Here is a 14,521-nt window from a genome sequence, read left to right on the forward strand (position 1 = left end):
TGGTTGTGTCGACGTAGAGTCTCTTGATGTCCATTTTCTTGACGTCGAGATACCGGCGATGTCACGGTGGGTGTGCGTCCCTGACCGGTCACCACCAGGACACCTGGAGGACTCCATGCCCGCAGCCGCCCCCACCTGGGACCCCGCCCAGTACCTCCGCCACGCCGGCCACCGCGCCCGCCCCTTCGCCGACCTTCTCGCCCGCGTCCCCGAGCCGCCCGGCAGCGCACCCCGTATCGCCGACCTCGGCTGCGGCCCCGGCAACGTCACCACGCTGCTCGCCGATCGCTGGCCCACCGCCCGGATCACCGGCTACGACAACTCGCCCGAGATGCTCGACAAAGCCCACGTCGATCACGAGGGGCCGACGCGGGGAGGCGGGCGTCTCGACTTCGCCCACGCCGACGTACGGACATGGGCGCCGGCCGAGCCGTACGACCTGATCGTCAGCAACGCCACGCTGCAGTGGGTGCCGGGGCACGTCGAGCGGTTCGCCGACTGGGTGGCCGGGCTGAAACCGTCCGGCACCTTCGCCTTCCAGGTGCCCGGGAACTTCGATGCCCCCAGCCACCGGCTCATGCGCGAACTCGCCGGCTCCCCGCGCTGGCGCGACCGGCTCGCCGACACCCTGCGCCACGCCGACGCCGTCCACGCACCCGAGGCCTACCTGGAGCACCTAACCGCCCTCGGCTGCACCGCCGACGTGTGGGAGACGACGTACATCCATCTGCTGGAGGGCGAGGACCCGGTGCTGGACTGGGTGAAGGGGACCGGGCTGCGGCCCGTGCTGACCGCCCTCGCCGACGACCCCGGCGCGCGGGAGAGCTTCGTCACCGAGTACCGGGCCGCCCTGCGCGAGGCGTATCCGGCGGGCACGCACGGCACACCGTTCCCGTTCCGCCGGGTGTTCGCCGTGGCCCGGAAGGAAGGCTGATGATCACTGCCCTCGATCATGTCCAGCTCGCCGCCCCGCGTGGCAGCGAGGAGCGGCTGCGGGCGTACTACGTCGATGTCCTCGGCATGACCGAGATCCCGAAGCCGCCCGTGCTCGCCCGGCGTGGCGGGTGCTGGTTCCGGGCGGGGGCGGTGCTGCTGCACATCGGGATCGAGGAGGACTTCCGGGCGGCGAGGAAGGCCCACCCCGGGCTGCGGGTGACGGACATCGAGTCCTGCGCCGCCCGGCTGGAAGCCGGCGGGGCGCCCGTCATCTGGGACCACGTCCTGCCGGGGCACAAGCGCTTCTACTCGCAGGACCCGGTCGGCAACCGCCTGGAGTTCCTCGAACCGGCCCAGGGGCTGCTGCCCTAGGCCTTGCGGCGCCCTATCAGATGCGGCTTCGGCTCCAGGCCGTCCAGGCCGTGCCAGGCCAGGTTCACCAGGTGCGCCGCCACCTCGGCCTTCTTCGGCTTGCGGACGTCCAGCCACCACTGGCCGGTCAGGGCGACCATGCCGACCAGGGCCTGGGCGTACAGCGGGGCCAGCTTGGGGTCAAAGCCGCGGGACTTGAACTCCTTGCCGAGGATGTCCTCGACCTGGGTGGCGATGTCCGAGATCAAGGAGGCGAAGGAGCCCGTCGACTGGGGGATGGGGGAGTCCCGGACCAGGATGCGGAAGCCGTCCGTGTACTCCTCGATGTAGTCCAGGAGGGCGAAGGCCGCCTGTTCGCAGAGTTCGCGGGGGTGACCGGCCGTGAGCGAACTCGTCACCATGTCCAGCAGGCACCGCATCTCGCGGTCCACCACGACCGCGTAGAGGCCTTCCTTGCCGCCGAAGTGCTCGTAGACGACCGGCTTGGAGACCCCGGCCTTCGCCGCGATCTCCTCCACCGAGGTGCCCTCGAAGCCCTTGGCCGCGAAGAGCGTGCGACCGATCTCCAGCAGCTGTTGGCGGCGCTCGGCACCGGTCATCCGCGTGCGACGCACGCGCCGCGGCTTGTCATTGCTGGGGGTGCTGCTCGAGTCGGTCGCCACAGCGACCATCATGCCGCCTCGACGGGCTCCTTCCCGCGCCGGGAGCCACCTTCCCCGTCGTTACGGCGCGAATCGATACGCGAGCGTGACGGCCAGCGCACGTCGTACGCCCAGCCGGCCATCTCGAACCAGCGGATCAGCCGTGCGGAGGAGTCCAGCTGGCCGCGCATCACGCCGTGCCGTGCGGAGGTGGGGTCGGCGTGGTGCAGGTTGTGCCACGACTCGCCGCAGGACAGCACCGCGAGCCACCACACGTTGCCCGAGCGGTCGCGCGACTTGAAGGGGCGCCTGCCGACCGCGTGGCAGATCGAGTTGATCGACCACGTCACATGGTGCAGCAGGGCCACCCGGACGAGCGACCCCCAGAAGAACGCCGTGAAGGCGCCCCACCAGGACATCGTGACCAGGCCGCCGATCAGCGGCGGAAGCGCCAGGGACAGGGCCGCCCACAGGATGAACTGGCGGGAGATCGTCCGGAGCGTCTTGTCCTTGATCAGGTCTGGGGCGTACTTCTCCTGCGGCGTCTGCTCCTCGTCGAACATCCATCCGATGTGCGCCCACCACAGGCCCTTCATCAGGGCCGGAACGGTCTCGCCGAAACGCCACGGCGAGTGCGGGTCACCCTCCGCGTCGGAGAACTTGTGGTGCTTGCGGTGATCGGCCACCCAGCGCACCAGGGGACCCTCGACCGCCATCGAGCCCGCGATGGCCAGCGCGATCTTCAACGGCCGCCTGGCCTTGAAGGAACCGTGCGTGAAATGGCGGTGGAAGCCGATCGTGATGCCGTGGCACCCCAGGTAGTAGAAGAACACCAGCAGACCGATGTCCAGCCAGCTCACCCCCCAGCCCCAGGCCAGCGGCACCGCCGCCAGCACCGCGACGAACGGGACGATGATGAAGAGGAGGAGAGTGATCTGTTCGATGGACCGCTTCTGCTCGCCGCCCAGCGTGGCGGAGGAGGGGGCTGCGGAGTCGGTGGCCTGACCGGGCGCCTCGGGGGCGTCCTCGATCACGTCGGAACTGGTCATACGCGTCCCCTGGGGGGTATGTGGACGGAGAAGTGGGGGTAGCCGGGTCACGGGGAACCCGCACGGTGCTTCCTACGGTTCCGTAACCTACGGCTTCGTAAGTATGGCAGTGCGCCTCCCGGCGGCAAGAGCCCGAGAGCCTGCGCGTCCCCCTCGACACCTATCCTGGAGTCGGTCGGACAGCGCGGTCCGCTCTGATTTCTTCCCGGATGTCCGGCCCGTATGCGGCGCACGCCGCGCGAGACGCCGTTCGGGTTCCCCTCCCAGACGAGCTTCAACACTGCAAGGAGCCGCACCTGTGAGCAGTGCCGACGACCAGACCACGACGACGAGCAGTGAGCTGCGTGCCGACATCCGCCGGCTGGGTGACCTCCTCGGAGAGACCCTTGTCCGGCAGGAGGGCCCTGAGCTCCTGGAACTCGTCGAGAAGGTCCGCCGCCTCACCCGTGAGGACGGCGAGGCCGCCGCCGAGCTGCTACGCGGCACGGAACTGCAGACCGCGGCCAAGCTGGTCCGCGCGTTCTCCACCTATTTCCACCTGGCCAACGTCACCGAGCAGGTCCACCGCGGCCGCGAGCTGCGCGCCCGCCGCGCCGCCGAGGGCGGACTGCTCGCCCGTACGGCCGACCGGCTCAAGGACGCCGACCCCGAACACCTGCGCGAGACGGTTCGTAACCTCAATATTCGTCCCGTGTTCACGGCCCACCCGACCGAGGCAGCGCGCCGGTCGGTCCTCAACAAGCTCCGGCGCGTCGCCGCACTCCTCGACACCCCCGTCATCGAGTCCGACCGCCGCCGCCTCGACATCCGGCTCGCCGAGAACATCGACCTCGTCTGGCAGACCGACGAACTGCGCGTCGTCCGCCCCGAGCCCGCCGACGAGGCCCGCAACGCCATCTACTACCTGGACGAACTGCACGCCAACGCCGTCGGCGACGTCCTGGAGGACCTCACCGCCGAGCTGGAGCGCGCCGGGGTCAAGCTCCCCGACGACACCCGCCCGCTCACCTTCGGCACCTGGATCGGCGGCGACCGCGACGGCAACCCGAACGTCACCCCCCAGGTGACCTGGGACGTCCTCATCCTCCAGCACGAGCACGGCATCAACGACGCCCTCGAGACGATCGACGAGCTGCGCGGCTTCCTGTCCAACTCCATCCGCTACGCCGGCGCCACCGAGGAACTGCTGACCTCCCTCCAGACCGACCTGGACAACCTCCCCGAGATCAGCCCCCGCTACAAGCGCCTCAACGCCGAGGAGCCCTACCGGCTCAAGGCCACCTGCATCCGGCAGAAGCTGGAGAACACCAAGAAGCGCCTCGCCAAGGGCACCGCACACGTCCCCGGCCGCGACTACCTCGGCACCAGCCAGCTCCTCGACGACCTGCGGATCATCCAGAGCTCCCTGCGTGAGCACCGCGGCGGCCTCTTCGCCGACGGCCGCCTCGCCCGCACCATCCGCACGCTGGCCGCCTTCGGCCTCCAGCTCGCCACCATGGACGTACGCGAACACGCCGACGCCCACCACCACGCCCTCGGCCAGCTCTTCGACCGGCTCGGCGAGGAGTCCTGGCGGTACGCGGACATGCCCCGCGACTACCGCGCCCGGCTGCTCGCCAAGGAACTGCGCTCCCGCCGCCCCCTCGCGCCCACCCCGGCGCCCGTGGACGCGCCCGGCGAGAAGACCCTCGGTGTCTTCCAGACCGTGAAGAAGGCCCTGGAGGTCTTCGGGCCCGAGGTCATCGAGTCGTACATCATCTCCATGTGCCAGGGCGCCGACGACGTCTTCGCCGCCGCCGTCCTCGCCCGCGAGGCCGGCCTCGTCGACCTGCACGCAGGCTGGGCGAAGATCGGCATCGTGCCGCTGCTGGAGACCACCGACGAGCTCAAGGCCGCCGACACCATCCTGGAGGAGATGCTCTCCGACCCGTCGTACCGCAGGCTCGTGGCGCTGCGCGGCGACGTCCAGGAGGTCATGCTCGGCTACTCCGACTCCTCCAAGTTCGGCGGCATCACCACCAGCCAGTGGGAGATCCACCGCGCCCAGCGCCGCCTGCGCGACGTCGCCCACCGCTACGGCGTCCGGCTCCGCCTCTTCCACGGCCGCGGCGGCACCGTCGGCCGTGGCGGCGGCCCCACCCACGACGCCATCCTCGCCCAGCCCTGGGGCACCCTGGAGGGCGAGATCAAGGTGACCGAACAGGGCGAGGTCATCTCCGACAAGTACCTCATCCCCGCCCTGGCCAGGGAGAACCTGGAACTGAGCGTCGCCGCCACCCTCCAGGCGTCCGCCCTGCACACCGCCCCCCGCCAGTCCGACGAAGCCCTGGCCCGCTGGGACGCCGCCATGGATGTCGTCTCCGAGGCCGCCGAGGCCGCCTACCGCAGGCTCGTCGAGGACCCCGACCTCCCGGCGTACTTCTTCGCCTCCACGCCCGTCGACCAGCTCGCCGACCTCCACCTCGGCTCCCGCCCCTCACGCCGCCCGGACACCGGCGCCGGCCTCGACGGGCTGCGGGCCATCCCGTGGGTCTTCGGCTGGACCCAGTCCCGGCAGATCGTGCCCGGCTGGTTCGGCGTCGGCTCCGGCCTGAAGGCCCTGCGCGAAGCGGGCCTGCGGCAAGAAGGTGACACGGTCCTGGACGAGATGCACGGCCAGTGGCACTTCTTCCGCAACTTCATCTCCAACGTCGAGATGACCCTGGCCAAGACCGACCTGCGGATCGCCCAGCACTACGTCGACACCCTCGTCCCCGACGAGCTCAAGCACGTCTTCGACACCATCAAGGCCGAGCACGAACTGACCGTGCGTGAGGTGCTGCGCGTCACCGGCGAAGAGGAACTCCTCGACGCCGCGCCCGTCCTCAAGCAGACCTTCGCCATCCGCGACGCCTACCTCGACCCCATCTCCTACCTCCAGGTCGCCCTGCTCAAGCGGCAGCGCGACGCGGTCGGCGCCGCCGAAGAGCCCGACCCGCTGCTCGCCCGCGCCCTGCTCCTCACCGTCAACGGCGTGGCAGCGGGCCTGCGCAACACCGGCTGAACCACAAAAACGAAAGGTGCCCCCGGGTTCACACGAACCCGGGGGCACCCCTCGTTGTGCTCGACGACCGCCTCACACGGCGAAGAACGCCGCCGTGAGCAGCGCGAACCCCGACAGCGCCAGCACCCACGCCACCCGCGTCCGCAACAGCCCGCCCGCCACCACCACCGACGCCAGCAACAGCGCACCACCCAGCGGAATCCACGCGTACAGAACCCCCGCCGGGCCCGAACGCACCGCGTCATCACCGCCCGGCTTCAGGACCACCGTGTAGGTCCGGCCCTTCTCCACCGCGACGGACTTCTCCAGCTCGACCCTCGGCCGCGGCTGCGCACCCTCCGACAACGGCGTGAACGCACCCGTGCACAGCTCCGGCCCGCACCGCGTCACATCGACCGTGCCCCGCTCCCGGCCCTTCGTCAGCATCACATGCTGCGCCGTACCCCACGACGCCCACACACCCGCGATCAGGATCAGCGCGGCGACGGTACCCATCGCCGCGAACCGACCGAACCGCAGCACGGCATGAGAGCTCTGGCGAGAGGCGGTGGCAGTGGGGGGCATGGCCGGGATCATTGGCCATACCCACACGGCCGGTCAACTCCCGAGGGTGACAAGTCAGGAGTTGTACGTACCTTGCGCCCGCTCAAGACCCTCGATCACCAGACACTCCACCGCGTCCGCCGCCCGGTCCACGAAGTAGTCCAGCTCCTTGCGCTCCGTCGAGGAGAAGTCCTTCAGCACGAAGTCCGCCACCGGCATCCGACCCGGCGGCCGCCCGATCCCGAACCGCACCCGGTGATAGTCCGCACCGAACGCCTTCGTCATCGACTTCAGACCGTTGTGCCCGTTGTCCCCGCCGCCCAACTTCAGCCGCAGCGTCCCGTAATCGATGTCCAACTCGTCATGGATCGCCACCACATGGGCGACCGGCACCTTGTAGAAGTCCCGCAGCGCGTTCACCGGCCCGCCCGACAGATTCATGTACGACATCGGCTTCGCCAGAATCACCCGCCGGTTCTCCGGACCCGGAGGCCCGATCCGCCCCTCGATCACCTGCGCCTGAGCCTTCCCCGCCCGCTTGAACCTCCCCCCGACACGATCCGCCAGCAGATCGGCCACCATGAAACCCACGTTGTGCCGGTTGCCCGCATACTCCGGCCCCGGATTGCCCAACCCCACGATCAGCCAGGGAGCGGCGGCATCGGTCGTCACGTCCATGTCTCCTTCATACGCGTCGGCCGCTGCTCCGCACCGGAACAGCGGCCGACGAAACGACGACGAAGAGGATCAGGCCTCGGCGGCCTCTTCGCCCTCGGCCTCTTCACCCTCAGCGGCCTCCTCGGCCTGCGCGGCCAGGACCTGAAGGACGACGGTGTCCTCCTCGACGGCCAGCGTCGTGCCCTTCGGCAGCGTGATGTCCTTGGCCAGGATCGAGTCACCGGCGGACAGACCCTCGATGGAGACCGTCACGGACTCCGGGATGTGCGTGGCCTCGGCCTCGACCGGCAGCGCGTTCAGCACGTGCTCCAGCAGGAAGCCACCCGGGGCCAGCTCACCCTCGGTGTGGACGTAGATGTCGACGTTGACGCGCTCGCCCTTCTTCACCAGCAGCAGGTCGACGTGCTCCAGGAAGCCCTTCAGCGGGTCACGCTGCACGGCCTTCGGAATCGCCAGCTCCTTGGTCTTGCCGTCGATGTCCAGCGCGATCAGGACGTTCGGCGTACGCAGCGCCATCAGCAGGTCGTGACCCGGCAGCGTCACGTGCAGCGGGTCCGAACCGTGCCCGTACAGGACACCCGGAACCTTGGACTCACGACGGATACGGCGCGCGGCACCCTTGCCGAACTCGGTGCGCGTCGCGGCGGAGATCTTCACCTCGGACATAGTCACTCCTCGAAGTAGGAACGGACGTGGTCACCCGGCCACGAACGGCCTGCTACGAAGAGCGCGTCGATAACGGACCACCGCATCCCACAACAGGAAACGGCCTCCCTCGCCGAGCAACTGCAGCAGTCTACTCGGCAGGGGAGGCCGCACCCAAAACGATCTACCGGAACTCCGGGAGAGCCCTTACTGCTCGTCGAACAGGCTCGTCACCGAACCGTCCTCGAACACCTCACGCACCGCACTCGCGATCGTCGGCGCGATCGACAGCACCGAGATCTTGTCCAGATCCCGGCTCAGCTCACCCGGCGTCGGCAGCGTGTCCGTGAACACGAACTCACTCACCCGGGAGTTCTTCAGCCGGTCAGCCGCCGGACCCGACAGCACACCGTGCGTCGCCGTCACGATCACGTCCTCCGCACCGTGCGCGAACAGCGCGTCGGCAGCGGCACAGATCGTCCCACCGGTGTCGATCATGTCGTCCACCAGGACACACACGCGACCCTTCACCTCACCCACGACCTCGTGGACGGTGACCTGGTTCGCGACGTCCTTGTCCCGCCGCTTGTGCACGATCGCCAGCGGCGCGCCCAGCCGGTCGCACCAGCGGTCCGCGACCCGCACCCGGCCCGCGTCCGGGGACACGACCGTCAGCTTCTCCCGGTCCACCTTCCGGCCCACGTAGTCCGCCAGCAGTGGCAGCGCGAACAGGTGGTCCACCGGACCGTCGAAGAAGCCCTGGATCTGGTCCGTGTGCAGATCGACGGTGAGAATGCGGTCCGCACCCGCCGTCTTCATCATGTCCGCGATCAGACGCGCCGAAATCGGTTCACGTCCGCGGTGCTTCTTGTCCTGCCGCGCGTAACCGTAGAACGGCACGATGACAGTAATGGACCGGGCCGACGCCCGCTTCAGCGCGTCGATCATGATCAACTGCTCCATGATCCACTTGTTGATCGGAGCCGTGTGGCTCTGGATCAGGAAGCAGTCGGCGCCACGCGCCGACTCCTGGTAACGCACATAGATCTCACCGTTGGCGAAGTCGAAGGCCTTCGTCGGGACAACCCCGACACCCAGCTGGTGGGCAACCTCCTCGGCAAGCTCGGGGTGGGCGCGGCCGGAGAAGAACATCAACTTCTTCTCGCCGGTCGTCTTGATCCCGGTCACAGCACTGTCTCCTCAGAGGTGTCGCAGCTGGGGTTTCGATCTGGGGTCCAGAGACCTCTCAGCGGGCTCGCGAGAGGGCGTCTCAACTGGTGGGGGTGCGGGTGTGTACTTATCACCGTACGCCGAGTTTGAGGCACCGGTTTCCGGTCAGCCCTCGTCGGCCGACTCCCGGGAAGCCGCCTCCGCCGCCTTCGCGGCCGCGCTCCCCGGACGCTTTCGAGCCACCCAACCCTCGATATTCCGCTGCTGACCACGGGCCACGGCCAGCGAACCGGGCGGTACGTCCTTCGTGATCACCGACCCGGCCGCGGTGTACGCACCGTCCCCCACCGTGACAGGCGCCACAAACATGTTGTCCGAGCCCGTACGGCAGTGAGAGCCGATGGTCGTGTGGTGCTTCTCCTGACCGTCGTAGTTCACGAACACACTCGCGGCACCGATGTTCGACTGCTCACCGATCGTCGCGTCACCCACATAGGAGAGATGAGGCACCTTCGTGCCCTCCCCGATCGTGGCGTTCTTCGTCTCGACATACGTCCCGATCTTGCCCCTCGCACCCAGCCGCGTCCCCGGACGCAGATACGCGTACGGCCCCACCGACGCGCTCGGGCCCACCTCGGCGCTCACGGCCACCGTGTTGTCCACACGCGCGCCCGCCCCGACCCGGGTGTCCGTCAGCCGGGAGTTCGGCCCGACCTCCGCGCCCTCGCCGAGATGCGTCGCGCCGTGCAGCTGGGTGCCGGGGTGCACGACGGCGTCCTGCTCGAAGGTCACCGTGACGTCGATCCAGGTCGTGGCCGGGTCGACGACCGTCACACCGGCGAGCATGGCCCCGGTCAGCAGCCGGTCGTTGAGGATCCGGCGGGCCTCGGAGAGCTGCACGCGGTTGTTGATGCCGGCGATCTCCCGGTGGTCGCCGGCCACGGAGGCCCCGACCCGGTGCCCCGCCTCGCGCAGGATCCCGAGCACGTCGGTCAGGTACTCCTCGCCCTGGCTGTTGTCGGTCCGCACCTTCTTCAGCGCGTCGGCGAGCAGCTGACCGTCGAACGCGAACACACCCGAGTTGATCTCACGGATCGACCGCTGCGCGTCGGAGGCGTCCTTGTGCTCCACGATCGCCGTCACGGCGCCGGTGTCGTCGCGGACGATCCGGCCGTAGCCGGTCGCGTCCGGCACCTCGGCGGTCAGTACGGTCACCGCGTTGCCGTCGGCGGAGTGGGTGGCGGCGAGGGCGTCGAGGGTCGCGCCGGTGAGCAGCGGGGTGTCCCCGCACACGACCACGACGGTCCCGTCGACGGATCCGCCGAGTGCCTCTAGGCCCATCCGTACGGCGTGGCCGGTGCCGTTCTGCTCCGCCTGTACGGCGGTGCGGACTGCGGGGGCGATCTCGCCGAGGTGGGCGGTGACCTTCTCACGGGCGTGGCCGACCACGACGACCAGGTTCTCGGGGTGCAGCTCGCCCGCGGCGGCGAGCACATGCCCGACGAGACTGCGGCCGCAGAGCTCGTGCAGGACCTTGGGTGTGGCCGACTTCATACGGGTGCCCTCACCCGCTGCGAGAACGACGACGGCTGCCGGGCGGTTGGCGCTCACGGGATGCCCTTCGGCTGTGGATGGGGTGGGGTTTCATCCGCAGGATACCGGGGGGTTTTGTGGGGGGGTGGGGGTGTGGGGCCCGGCCGCCGTTTCGCCAGCCAGGACCCGAACCGAGTAGGTGCTCCCCTGCCAGGACTCGAACCTGGAACAAATCATCCAAAGTGACCCGTGTTGCCCATTACACCACAGGGGACTGCAAACCAGGCTAATCGGACATCTCGCCGATTGGCTGGGCGGCTCCCAACACTATGCCGTACCAAGCGCCTTCGATGCGACGGTACAGGTCGGCACTCTGCCGGACCTTGATCACGAGGCAGCCCCGATACGAGTCTCCAGTGTTCTTGCGGACCGTCTTGGGGTTGTGCCTCTTGAGTGTCGTCTTGTTGAACGCCGAGCGGTCGGCGCCGACGAGGTCGGCCCAGTACCGCTCGGCCCCTGCCACATCGGCGGACTCGTGGATCATCACGGTGAACCTGAGCCGCTCGCGTTCCACTCCCATCAGGTGGAGCCAGGCGATGAACATCCCGATCATGCCGGGGTCGCTGTTGACGAAGCAGACGTTCTCGCGACGGTCGTAGGGCTTGTCCTTGCTGCCCTCCGCCCAGTACAGGCCGACGCCCAGAAGAAACAGTTCGCGCGGTGACAGTGTGCCGACCGCCTGCTTGGCTGCCTCCTTGGTGCGCTGGCGTTCCTCGTCGCGCTGGCGCATGGTCGCCTCCCAGCCACGCCTCGCGATCGCTGATGCCTCCTCGGGAGTTCGCTTGCGCTCAGGCTTCGGCAGATCCCGCACCCACAGCGAGATCGAACTCTTCGAGCAGCCCAGCTCCACCTGGATCTGGTCGTACGTCCAGCCCTGGAGGCGGAGTTCCCTGGCGTTCTCCCTCAGGTCGTCCTTGGCGTTCGGGCGCTTCGTCCAGGCCGGGGCCGGTTCGCCTTCCAGGAGGCGGTTGAGGATGTCGTTGTTGTCGACGTGGAGGCGGTCGCGGATCTGGCGTCGGCTGAGGCCCGCGCGCCGCAGCGCCACTGCCTGCTCTCGCAGTCCCTCGAAGTCGGTGTATTTGCCGTTGGCATGTGTCATAGGCATACCGTCCGGGCGGAATGGAGGCCTCCAGGGTCGAACGGTGAGCGATTCAGCAGTTCGAGGGATATCGGGCCGTATCGCGGCTGAACGGTCACGGAGTGTGGTGTAGGCCAGTCCGGGAAACTCACCGGAAAAGCGGCGGCGGGCGCCTTTAGGCTGGAGGGCATGACCGCGACGGGGGAAGACCATGTGACGGCCCGGGGAGGGCCGTGGTGGTGGGCGAGGCGGCGCAGTGCCGTGTTCGATGTGAGTCTGGCGGTGGCGTCCGCGCTGGAGTGCGGGTTCGAGGGGATTCCGTTCGCCAGGGACGCGGGGATCCCGCTGGCGGCGGGGGTGGTGTTCGGGCTGCTGGCCGGTTCCGTGCTGCTGGTGCGGCGGCGGTGGCCGATCGCGGTGGTGCTGGTGTCGATCGCCATCACGCCCGCCGAGATGGGCTTCCTGATGGGCGTCGTCGGCCTGTACACGCTGGCCGCGTGCGAGGTGCCGCGGCGGATCCTGGCCTCGCTGGCGGGGATGTCGCTGCTGGGGACGCTCATCGTGACGTTCGTGAAGACGCGGCAGGACATGTCGCGGGGGGACCTGGACATCGGGGACTGGTTCGTGCCCTTCGCCGCCATCACGATGTCGGTGGGGTTCACGGCGCCTCCCGTGCTGCTCGGGCTGTATGTGGGAGCCCGGCGGCGGCTGATGGAGAGCCTGCGGGAGCGCGCGGACGATCTGGAGCGGGAGCTGCAGCTGCTCGCCGAGCGGGCGGAGGAGCGGGCCGAGTGGGCCCGGAACGAGGAGCGGACCCGGATCGCCCGGGAGATGCACGACGTGGTCGCGCACCGGGTGAGTCTGATGGTCGTGCACGCCGCCGCGTTGCAGGCGGTGGCGCGGAAGGATCCCGAGAAGGCCGTCAGGAACGCCGCGCTGGTGGGGGACATGGGGCGGCAGGCGCTGACCGAGTTGCGGGAGATGCTCGGGGTGCTGCGCAGTGGTGGGGACGAGCGGCGGGAGAGGGCCGCGTCGGTGCCATTGGCGGCGGTGGGGGCGGCCGCGGCGGCTGCGGCTTCGCGGGCGGCTGACGACGAGGGGCCGTGTCTGGCGGAGATCGAGGAGCTGGTGGGGCAGTCGGCTGCCGCGGGGATGGTGGTGGCTCTGTCCGTGGAGGGGGACGAGCGGTCGTATGCGCCGGAGGTCGAGCAGACGGCGTATCGGGTGGTGCAGGAGGCGTTGACGAACGTCCACAAGCACGCGGCCGGGGCTAAGACGTATGTGCGGCTGGCGCATCGGGTGTCGGAGATCGCGATGCAGGTGGAGAACGAGCCGCCCGAGGAAGCGGCGTCGTCGGCGCGGTTGCCGTCCGGGGGGAACGGGCTGGTGGGGATGAAGGAGCGGGTTTCCGCGCTGGGTGGGGTGTTCGTGTCGGGGCCGACGGATGCGGGGGGTTTCCGGGTGTCGGCGGTGATTCCGGCGTCGTAGGGTCCGTCGCCGCGGGGGCGGGTGTCAGCTTGCTGTGAGGCGGGTCGGTTCCGTGCCGGCGATGAGGGTGGAGAGGGCCTGGTCGATGTCGGGGCCGAGGTACCAGTCGCCGGTGTGGTCGAGGGTGTAGACGCGGCCGTCGGTGTCGATGGCGATGAGGGACTGGCTGTCGGTCTCGGTGCCCAGGGGGCAGACCTCGGTGCCGAGGGCGCGGCCGAGGTCGCCGAGGGTGCGGGCCATGTGGAGGCCGTGCAGCGGGTCGAGGTGCAGGGTGGCGGGGGCGACCTGGCGGCCGGGGCCCGTGGGGGCGATGTGGAGTCCGCCGAATTCGGCCCAGGCTTCGACGGCGGCGGGGAAGACGGTGTGCCGGTGGCCCGCGGGGGAGACGTGGTCGCGCAGGGCGTCGGCCCAGTACTCGGCCTGCTTGATGTCCCAGCGTCCGGATTGCCAGCCGGCGGCGCGCAGGGCGGCGTCGACGGGTACGGCGAAGCGGGTGGAGGAGGTGCGGTCGGTGTGCATCTGCCGTTCGTCTCGTCGAGGTCGTGGGACGGCGGGCGTGAGGTGCGCGCCGTGCTGCCGCTTGCTTCCGGGGCCGAGGTGGGCGTCAGTCGTTCTGGGACGCCGGGTCGACTATGCGGACCCCGAAGTGGGCGCTGAGCGCGGTGCAGGCGCGGCAGGGGGTGGCGAAGGTGCCGTGGAGGGGGTCGCCGTCCTCGCGGATGTGCCGGGCGGTGAGTTTGGCCTGCTTGAGGGCTTTGCGGGCCTCGCCGTTGGTCATGGGTTTTCGTGCGGCGCGTTTGCTGCGCTCGGTGTCGGCCGCGGCGATGTGCCGGGAGATGAGGATGGTTTCGGCGCAGCGGCCGGTGAAGCGGTCGCGCTGGGCGCTGGTGAGGGTGTCGAGGAAGTCCTGGACGAGGGGGTGCAGTCCCGGGGGTGTGTCGCCGCGGGCGGCGGTGCCGGTGAGGGTGGCGCCGCGGACGGAGAGGGCGGCGGCGACGGTGGGGAGGATGCCGTCGCGGCGGTGGTGGAGGGCGGGGGTGTGGGCCGCTTCGGTGGCGCTCCAGCCGATGCGGGGGTCGCCGTTGCGGGGGTCGCCGGCTCGCGGGTCGCCGTTGCGGGGATCGCCGCCTCTTGGGTCGCCGTGGCGCGGGTCGCCGTGCCGGGGGTCGCCGTTTCGTGGGTCGGCGGACCTGCCGGTGTGTGGTCCCGTCTGTGTCGCGTTCATGATCGTCTTCCCCTCCGTGCATCCCCCCGGGGGTCACAGACTGCCAAATGCCGTGGCTGG

Annotated in this window: 14 protein-coding genes and 1 tRNA gene; 4 read left to right on the top strand and 11 right to left on the bottom strand. The window is 69.5% G+C overall.

What is annotated here, in order from left to right:
• Nucleotides 1-115 precede the first annotated feature (115 nt).
• Nucleotides 116-934, top strand: coding sequence for a trans-aconitate 2-methyltransferase (locus tag ACIBK5_RS10245; protein ID WP_399018100.1), 819 nt, complete (start codon nucleotides 116-118; stop codon nucleotides 932-934).
• A complete protein-coding gene (locus ACIBK5_RS10250) occupies nucleotides 934-1,308 on the top strand; it encodes a glyoxalase (protein WP_399018102.1) in 375 nt (124 codons plus the stop codon). Before ACIBK5_RS10245 ends, ACIBK5_RS10250 begins: the two co-directional genes overlap by 1 nt.
• On the opposite strand, the gene ACIBK5_RS10255 is transcribed toward ACIBK5_RS10250, so the two are convergent.
• Together ACIBK5_RS10255 and ACIBK5_RS10260 are read right to left on the bottom strand one after the other, a co-directional pair.
• The gene (locus tag ACIBK5_RS10255; RefSeq protein WP_382495699.1) at nucleotides 1,305-1,982 is read right to left on the bottom strand and encodes a TetR/AcrR family transcriptional regulator; all 678 of its coding nucleotides are present in this window, start codon (nucleotides 1,980-1,982) and stop codon (nucleotides 1,305-1,307) included. The genes ACIBK5_RS10250 and ACIBK5_RS10255 overlap by 4 nt on opposite strands.
• On the bottom strand, nucleotides 1,979-2,998 hold the full coding sequence (locus ACIBK5_RS10260; protein WP_399018105.1) for an acyl-CoA desaturase: 1,020 nt from the start codon (nucleotides 2,996-2,998) through the stop codon (nucleotides 1,979-1,981). The genes ACIBK5_RS10255 and ACIBK5_RS10260 overlap by 4 nt, the downstream gene beginning before the upstream one ends.
• Before the next feature lie 298 nt (nucleotides 2,999-3,296).
• Between ACIBK5_RS10260 and ppc the strand changes: the two genes are divergently transcribed.
• The gene (gene ppc, locus ACIBK5_RS10265) at nucleotides 3,297-6,041 is read left to right on the top strand and encodes a phosphoenolpyruvate carboxylase (protein WP_399018108.1); all 2,745 of its coding nucleotides are present in this window, start codon (nucleotides 3,297-3,299) and stop codon (nucleotides 6,039-6,041) included.
• A 72-nt stretch (nucleotides 6,042-6,113) separates the two neighbouring features.
• On the opposite strand, the gene ACIBK5_RS10270 is transcribed toward ppc, so the two are convergent.
• The 7 genes from ACIBK5_RS10270 to ACIBK5_RS10300 all read right to left on the bottom strand — a co-directional run bounded on the left by ACIBK5_RS10270 (nucleotide 6,114) and on the right by ACIBK5_RS10300 (nucleotide 11,769).
• Complete coding sequence (locus ACIBK5_RS10270; protein WP_399018333.1) at nucleotides 6,114-6,617, bottom strand: hypothetical protein; 504 nt, start codon at nucleotides 6,615-6,617, stop codon at nucleotides 6,114-6,116.
• 42 nt (nucleotides 6,618-6,659) lie between these two features.
• Entirely contained in the window at nucleotides 6,660-7,262 is a 603-nt protein-coding gene (gene pth, locus ACIBK5_RS10275) for an aminoacyl-tRNA hydrolase (RefSeq protein WP_399018111.1), read from the bottom strand.
• A gap of 69 nt (nucleotides 7,263-7,331) precedes the next feature.
• Nucleotides 7,332-7,928: a 50S ribosomal protein L25/general stress protein Ctc gene (locus ACIBK5_RS10280; RefSeq protein WP_399018113.1), complete on the bottom strand. Its 597-nt coding sequence runs from the start codon at nucleotides 7,926-7,928 to the stop codon at nucleotides 7,332-7,334.
• A 186-nt stretch (nucleotides 7,929-8,114) separates the two neighbouring features.
• Nucleotides 8,115-9,095, bottom strand: a complete 981-nt coding sequence (locus ACIBK5_RS10285; protein ID WP_399018115.1) for a ribose-phosphate diphosphokinase — start codon at nucleotides 9,093-9,095, stop codon at nucleotides 8,115-8,117.
• 147 nt (nucleotides 9,096-9,242) lie between these two features.
• A complete protein-coding gene (glmU, locus tag ACIBK5_RS10290) occupies nucleotides 9,243-10,688 on the bottom strand; it encodes a bifunctional UDP-N-acetylglucosamine diphosphorylase/glucosamine-1-phosphate N-acetyltransferase GlmU (RefSeq protein ID WP_399018116.1) in 1,446 nt (481 codons plus the stop codon).
• Nucleotides 10,689-10,812: 124 nt separating this feature from the next.
• Nucleotides 10,813-10,884 (bottom strand) — tRNA-Gln (locus tag ACIBK5_RS10295).
• A 12-nt stretch (nucleotides 10,885-10,896) separates the two neighbouring features.
• Nucleotides 10,897-11,769: a hypothetical protein gene (locus ACIBK5_RS10300; RefSeq protein ID WP_399018118.1), complete on the bottom strand. Its 873-nt coding sequence runs from the start codon at nucleotides 11,767-11,769 to the stop codon at nucleotides 10,897-10,899.
• A 168-nt stretch (nucleotides 11,770-11,937) separates the two neighbouring features.
• Between ACIBK5_RS10300 and ACIBK5_RS10305 the strand changes: the two genes are divergently transcribed.
• Entirely contained in the window at nucleotides 11,938-13,236 is a 1,299-nt protein-coding gene (locus tag ACIBK5_RS10305) for a sensor histidine kinase (RefSeq protein WP_399018120.1), read from the top strand.
• A gap of 24 nt (nucleotides 13,237-13,260) precedes the next feature.
• Here the strand turns inward: ACIBK5_RS10305 and ACIBK5_RS10310 are convergent, their stop codons facing one another.
• On the bottom strand, nucleotides 13,261-13,755 hold the full coding sequence (locus tag ACIBK5_RS10310) for an SUKH-3 domain-containing protein (protein WP_399018122.1): 495 nt from the start codon (nucleotides 13,753-13,755) through the stop codon (nucleotides 13,261-13,263).
• A gap of 85 nt (nucleotides 13,756-13,840) precedes the next feature.
• Nucleotides 13,841-14,461 carry a YwqJ-related putative deaminase gene (locus tag ACIBK5_RS10315; RefSeq protein WP_399018124.1) on the bottom strand — a complete coding sequence of 207 codons (621 nt, stop codon included), beginning with the start codon at nucleotides 14,459-14,461 and terminating at the stop codon, nucleotides 13,841-13,843.
• Nucleotides 14,462-14,521: the final 60 nt, after the last annotated feature.

It is taken from the genome of Streptomyces sp. NPDC050546 (assembly GCF_044457425.1).
In the GTDB taxonomy this organism is placed as follows: domain Bacteria; phylum Actinomycetota; class Actinomycetes; order Streptomycetales; family Streptomycetaceae; genus Streptomyces.

Excerpts from the sequence above, each read along its gene's own strand:
- ACIBK5_RS10245 (WP_399018100.1), top strand. The coding sequence starts at position 116 with ATGCCCGCAGCCGCCCCCACCTGGGACCCCGCCCAGTACCTCCGCCAC.
- ACIBK5_RS10250 (WP_399018102.1), top strand. The coding sequence starts at position 934 with ATGATCACTGCCCTCGATCATGTCCAGCTCGCCGCCCCGCGTGGCAGC.
- ACIBK5_RS10255 (WP_382495699.1), bottom strand. The coding sequence starts at position 1,982 with ATGATGGTCGCTGTGGCGACCGACTCGAGCAGCACCCCCAGCAATGAC.
- ACIBK5_RS10260 (WP_399018105.1), bottom strand. The coding sequence starts at position 2,998 with ATGACCAGTTCCGACGTGATCGAGGACGCCCCCGAGGCGCCCGGTCAG.
- ACIBK5_RS10270 (WP_399018333.1), bottom strand. The coding sequence starts at position 6,617 with ATGATCCCGGCCATGCCCCCCACTGCCACCGCCTCTCGCCAGAGCTCT.
- pth (WP_399018111.1), bottom strand. The coding sequence starts at position 7,262 with ATGGACGTGACGACCGATGCCGCCGCTCCCTGGCTGATCGTGGGGTTG.
- ACIBK5_RS10280 (WP_399018113.1), bottom strand. The coding sequence starts at position 7,928 with ATGTCCGAGGTGAAGATCTCCGCCGCGACGCGCACCGAGTTCGGCAAG.
- ACIBK5_RS10300 (WP_399018118.1), bottom strand. The coding sequence starts at position 11,769 with ATGACACATGCCAACGGCAAATACACCGACTTCGAGGGACTGCGAGAG.
- ACIBK5_RS10305 (WP_399018120.1), top strand. The coding sequence starts at position 11,938 with ATGACCGCGACGGGGGAAGACCATGTGACGGCCCGGGGAGGGCCGTGG.
- ACIBK5_RS10310 (WP_399018122.1), bottom strand. The coding sequence starts at position 13,755 with ATGCACACCGACCGCACCTCCTCCACCCGCTTCGCCGTACCCGTCGAC.
- ACIBK5_RS10315 (WP_399018124.1), bottom strand. The coding sequence starts at position 14,461 with ATGAACGCGACACAGACGGGACCACACACCGGCAGGTCCGCCGACCCA.